4 protein-coding genes are annotated in these 5,720 nt (G+C 61.7%); 3 read left to right on the top strand and 1 reads right to left on the bottom strand.

The window, feature by feature from the left end:
- Positions 1 to 120: 120 nt before the first annotated feature.
- Complete coding sequence (locus VL202_RS24060; protein WP_325466581.1) at positions 121 to 1,791, top strand: adenylate/guanylate cyclase domain-containing protein; 1,671 nt, start codon at positions 121 to 123, stop codon at positions 1,789 to 1,791.
- Positions 1,792 to 1,800: 9 nt separating this feature from the next.
- On the opposite strand, the gene VL202_RS24065 is transcribed toward VL202_RS24060, so the two are convergent.
- The gene (locus tag VL202_RS24065; RefSeq protein WP_325466584.1) at positions 1,801 to 2,460 is read right to left on the bottom strand and encodes a TetR family transcriptional regulator C-terminal domain-containing protein; all 660 of its coding nucleotides are present in this window, start codon (positions 2,458 to 2,460) and stop codon (positions 1,801 to 1,803) included.
- A gap of 288 nt (positions 2,461 to 2,748) precedes the next feature.
- On the opposite strand from VL202_RS24065, the gene VL202_RS24070 reads away from it, so the two are divergent.
- Positions 2,749 to 4,002 carry a Zn-dependent hydrolase gene (locus VL202_RS24070; protein ID WP_325466582.1) on the top strand — a complete coding sequence of 418 codons (1,254 nt, stop codon included), beginning with the start codon at positions 2,749 to 2,751 and terminating at the stop codon, positions 4,000 to 4,002.
- 156 nt (positions 4,003 to 4,158) lie between these two features.
- A complete protein-coding gene (hydA, locus tag VL202_RS24075; protein WP_325466583.1) occupies positions 4,159 to 5,613 on the top strand; it encodes a dihydropyrimidinase in 1,455 nt (484 codons plus the stop codon).
- Positions 5,614 to 5,720: the final 107 nt, after the last annotated feature.

Raw genomic sequence — 5,720 nt, forward strand, 5'->3', positions numbered from 1 at the left:
CCATGGAACACGAAATCGCGACAGAGCGTCGTGAAAACGTGCGTTGCTCCGAACCGTGAACTCGTCAATAACAGGACATATGCTTCGGCCAGCGCCTGACCGCCAACACTGGATGTCTGTTTGAACCTTGTTTCCTCACGATCGCGCAAGAGACTGCACCTGCTGACGGGCGCCTGCCTGGGATTGTTTCTGCTCACCCATTTTTCCAACCATGCGCTCGGCCTCGTTTCGGTCGATGCAATGGAGGCGTTGCGCTGGTGGTTCAATCTGCTCTGGCGCAGCTGGATCGGCACGGTGCTGCTCTATGGCTCGCTCGCCGTGCATTTCATCCTTGCGCTCGAAAGCCTCTACCGGCGCCAGACGCTGCGCATGCCGGTGCGGGAAGCGCTGAAGATCATCTTCGGCCTGTCCTTCCCCTTCCTGCTGATCACCCACGTCACCAACACGCGCATCGAGTGGATGCTGACCGGATACGGCGATGGCTATTACCAGTTGCTGCCGCGCCTCTGGGCCAATCCCGTCAATGCGAGCCTGCAATCGCTCGCGCTCATTCTCGCCTGGTCGCATGGCTGCCTTGGCGCCTGGTTCTGGATGCGCGGGCGCGACTGGTATCCACGTTACTTCCTGTTCTTCTATTCCTTCGCCGTGCTCGTGCCGCTCTTGGCGCTGCTCGGCTTTGCCGTTGGTGCGCGATCACTTGATGTCGGCCTGCCATCCGAGACCTGGTTCATGCCGGCGCGCACGGCCCCCGAAATCCTCGGGCAGATCCGGCTCTCGATCATGGCCACGCTTCTCGCCGCCATTGGTCTCACGCTGCTCGCCCGTGCAATCCCCGCCGGCGGCAAGATCAGGATCATCTATCCCGACCGGACCATCTCCGTCGCCAGGGGGTTCAGCGTGCTGGAAGCCAGCCGCGCCGCCGGCATTCCGCACCTGTCGATCTGCGGCGGCCGCGGACGCTGCTCCACCTGTCGGGTGCGGGTGACGGAAGGACTGGACCGGCAACCGCCGGCGACCGAAGCGGAGCGCGCCACGCTGACCCGTATCCGCGCGCCGGACAATGTGCGTCTCGCCTGCCAGCTGCGCCCCAGCCACAACCTGTCGATCTCCCCGATCCTCGGCGCCGACAATATTGGCGTCAAAATCCAGCCGACCGAGCAGGAAGCCGCCGGCCGCGAACGCCGCATCGCCGTGCTGTTCTGCGATCTCAGGGACTTCACCCTGCTTGCCCAGCAACAACTGCCTTTCGACACCGTCTTCCTGCTCAATCGCTACTTCGAGACGATCGGCGAAGCCGTCGAAAGCACCGGCGGCGTCATCGACAAGTTCATCGGCGATGGGGCGCTTGCGATCTTCGGTTTGAACAACAGCATCGAAGAGGCCTGCGAGCAGGCACTGACGGCAACCGTTCGCATCGCCAGGGGCGTCGAGGTGTTGAACCGCAATTTCACCAGCGAACTCGAACGGCCGCTGCGCATCGCCATGGGCATGCATGCCGGACCGGCGATCATCGGCCAGATCGGTTATGGCCGTGCATCGTCACTGACAGCCGTCGGCGACACGATCAACGCCGCAAGCCGGCTCGAAGGCTTCGCCAAGGAATATGATGCACAACTGGCCGTATCCGCCGATGTCGTCCGCTATGCCGGTCTGACGGTCAATGATCGCGAAAGCTACAACATCTCCATTCGCGGCCGCGCCGGCACGCTGGAAACACTGATCGTCCAACGGGCGATGGAGATCGAGGTCATGATCGATGCGGCGAAGCAGGCGTCCGGCACGCCGGCCTGATGGGCGCCGTCAGGCAGCATCGACACTGCCTTGCCTGATTTCGAGGCCGCGGACGAACAGTTGTTCGAGAAACCGCGCGGCATCCTCGAAACGGCCCTCGCCGGACTGCTCCTCGCCGAGCACGCCCCGGACCTGGACGTCGAAATCAGCATAATGCTGCGTCGTCGACCAGATGGCGAAGATCAGGTGATAGGGATCGCATTTGGCGATCTTGCCGGCCTTGGCCCAACTGCGGATCACCTCCGCCTTTTCATCGACCAGTTCCTTCAGCGGCCCCTTCAACTCGTCCTCGATATGGGGCGCGCCCTGCAGGATCTCGTTGGCGAACAGCCGGCTTTCGCGCGGGAAGTCTCGGGCCATTTCGAGCTTTCGGCGAATATAGCTGCGGATTTCCGAGACCGGATTTCCTTCGGCATCGAATTCGCGCAGCGGATCGAGCCAGTTGTAGAGCACCCGGTCGATCAGCGCCCGGTGCATGGCGTCCTTGGTGCGGAAATAATAGAGCAGGTTCGGTTTCGACATGCCCGCCACTTCGGCGATCTGGTCGATGGTACTGCCGCGAAAACCGTGGGTGGCGAACACGTCAAGTGCTGCCTCCAGAATCAGTTCTTCCTTTTCCTCCTGGATGCGGGTGCGCCTCTGTGTTCTGGCTGCCCTCGGAAGTACCATCTTGCCCCCTGCCTTCTCACCCATCACCGTTTGCACGCGGCCTGAAAACGTCCGAAAAATGCCTGTTCTAAAAATTCGGACAGCACTGACGTTTTTTCTGTTTTTCGTCTTGAGTGCGGCAACGGAAGTTGTAATGTTTTACCAACCGGTCAAATTATCAGTCAGTTCACTTTCAAACGCAACGGCTGATCGCAGGGCAATCGAAAAAACCAGAGTGCCCCGATCTGACCACGGGAACGACGGGATGTGCCACAGGCGCGTCTCGCAAAAAGAACGAGGAGAACCGCCATGGCTGCTGCACCGGGCGAGAACATGCGCGTCAATGCGGACCGTCTGTGGGACATGCTCATGGACATGGCGAAGATCGGCCCCGGCATTGCCGGCGGCAACAACCGTCAGACGCTGACTGACGAAGACGGCGAAGGCCGTCATCTTTTCCAGAAATGGTGCGAGGACGCCGGCATGACCATGGCCGTCGACAGGATGGGCACGATGTTCGCCACCCGCCCCGGCACCGATCCGGATGCGCTGCCCGTCTATGTCGGCTCGCATCTCGACACCCAGCCGACCGGCGGCAAGTATGACGGCGTGCTCGGCGTGCTCGGCGCGCTGGAAGTCGTGCGCACCATGAACGACCTCGGCATCCGGACGAAACATCCGATCGTCGTCACCAATTGGGCAAACGAGGAAGGCGCGCGCTTTGCACCGGCCATGCTGGCCTCCGGCGTCTTTGCCGGCGTGCACACACTCGATTACGCCTATGGCCGCAAGGATCCCGAGGGCAAGACCTATGGCGACGAGTTGAAGCGCATTGGCTGGCAGGGCGAGGAAGAGGTCGGCGCCCGCAAGATGCACGCCTATTTCGAATATCATATCGAACAGGGTCCGATCCTCGAAGCCGAGGAAAAGACCATCGGCGTGGTGACGCACTGTCAGGGCCTCTGGTGGCTGGAATTCACGCTGACCGGCCGCGAGGCCCATACCGGCTCCACGCCGATGAACCTGCGCGTCAATGCCGGTCTCGCCATGTCGCGGATCATCGAGATGGTCCAGGGTGTGGCCATGGAAAACCAGCCGGGCGCCGTCGGCGGTGTCGGCCAGGTGTTCTTTTCCCCCAATTCCCGCAACGTGCTACCGGGCAAGGTGGTCTTCACCGTCGACATCCGCTCGCCCGACAAGGCCAAGCTCGACCGGATGCGCGCCAAGATCGAGGCCGAGGCGCCGAAGATCACGCAGGCTCTGGGTGTCGGTTGTTCCATCGAGGCCATCGGCCATTTCGAGCCGGTGACCTTTGACCCGACGCTCGTCACCGCCGTGCGCACCGCCGCCGAAAAGCTCGGCTACAGCCATATGAACCTCATTTCCGGCGCCGGCCACGACGCCTGCTGGGCCGCCAAGGTGGCGCCCGCCACCATGGTTATGTGCCCCTGTGTGGGCGGTTTGAGCCATAACGAGGCCGAGGACATCTCGAAGGAATGGGCATCCGCCGGATGCGATGTCCTGTTCCACGCGGTGGTCGAGACGGCGGGGATTGTCGAGTGAGTTCCTCATCAAGCTCGGGCGAGCCGTTAATCCCCGAGCAGAGCCACGACGTCTACATCAGGAAAACCTTGGAGCGAAAAGGCCATCGGGCACTTTCGATCGGGTTTGCCGTCCATGGCGATAGAACAATAAAGTTTGAGGATCGGAGATAAGCCAATGAGCACAGTCATCAAGAACGGAACCATCGTCACCGCAGACCTCACCTACAAAGCGGATGTCAAGGTTGATGGTGGCAAGATCGTCGAGATCGGGCCGAACCTCACTGGCGACGAAACGCTGGATGCGACGGGCTGCTATGTCATGCCGGGCGGCATCGATCCGCATACCCATCTCGAAATGCCGTTCATGGGCACCTATTCCTCCGACGATTTCGAAAGCGGCACGCGGGCGGCCCTGTCCGGCGGCACGACCATGGTCGTCGATTTCGCCCTGCCCGCCCCCGGCCAGTCGCTGCTCGAAGCACTCACCATGTGGGACAACAAGACCTCGCGGGCCAATTGCGACTTCTCCTTCCATATGGCGATTACCTGGTGGGGCGAGCAGGTGTTCAACGAGATGCAGACTATCGTAGAGGATAAGGGCATCAACACCTTCAAGCATTTCATGGCCTACAAGGGCGCGCTGATGGTGGATGACGACGAGATGTTCCACTCGTTCCAGCGCTGCGCCGAACTTGGCGCGCTGCCGATGGTGCATGCAGAAAATGGCGACATCGTCGCGCAGATGCAGGCAAAGCTCTTGGCCGATGGCAATAATGGCCCGGAAGCGCACGCCTATTCGCGCCCGGCCGCCGTCGAGGGCGAGGCCACCAACCGCGCCATCATCATCGCCGACATGGCAGGCAGCCCGCTCTATGTCGTGCACACATCCTGCGAGCAGGCCCACGAAGCCATCCGCCGCGCCCGACAGAACGGCATGCGCGTCTATGGCGAACCGCTGATCCAGCATCTGACGCTGGATGAGAGCGAATATGCCAATCCCGACTGGGATCACGCCGCCCGCCGTGTCATGTCGCCGCCCTTCCGCAACAAGCAGCATCAGGACAGTCTCTGGGCCGGGCTCTCCGCCGGGTCGCTGCAGGTGGTCGCGACCGATCACTGCGCCTTCACGACCGCGCAAAAACGCTTCGGTGTTGGTGATTTCACCAAGATCCCGAACGGCACCGGCGGACTGGAGGATCGCATGCCGATGCTCTGGACGCATGGCGTCGCCACCGGCCGCATTACCATGAACGAATTCGTGGCCGTCACCTCGACCAATATCGCCAAGATCCTCAACATGTATCCGAAGAAGGGCGCGATCCTCGTCGGCGCTGACGCCGATCTCGTCGTCTGGGATCCGAAGCGCTCTAAGACGATCTCGGCCGCCTCGCAGCAGTCGGCGATCGATTACAACGTCTTTGAAGGCAAGCAGGTGACCGGCCTGCCCCGCTACACGCTGACCGCCGGCGTTGTTGCCATCGAGGAGGGGGCGATCAAGACCCGCGAAGGCCAAGGGAAATTCGTCAAGCGCGAACCTTTCACAGCCGTCAACAAGGCACTCTCGACCTGGAAGGACATCACCGCGCCGCGCAAAGTCCAGCGCACCGGCATTCCGGCAAGCGGGGTGTAAGCATGCCGTTTGTCCCTCGCCTTCCCGTGCTTCTCGTGGCGAGCCTGGCAATGACCGGGCTCGGTCAGGCGCAGGAAAAATTCCTCGACGGCGCCTATGGCAAAAAG

Origin of the sequence: Pararhizobium sp. (genome assembly GCF_035497515.1) — a bacterium.
Lineage (GTDB): Bacteria > Pseudomonadota > Alphaproteobacteria > Rhizobiales > Rhizobiaceae > Pararhizobium.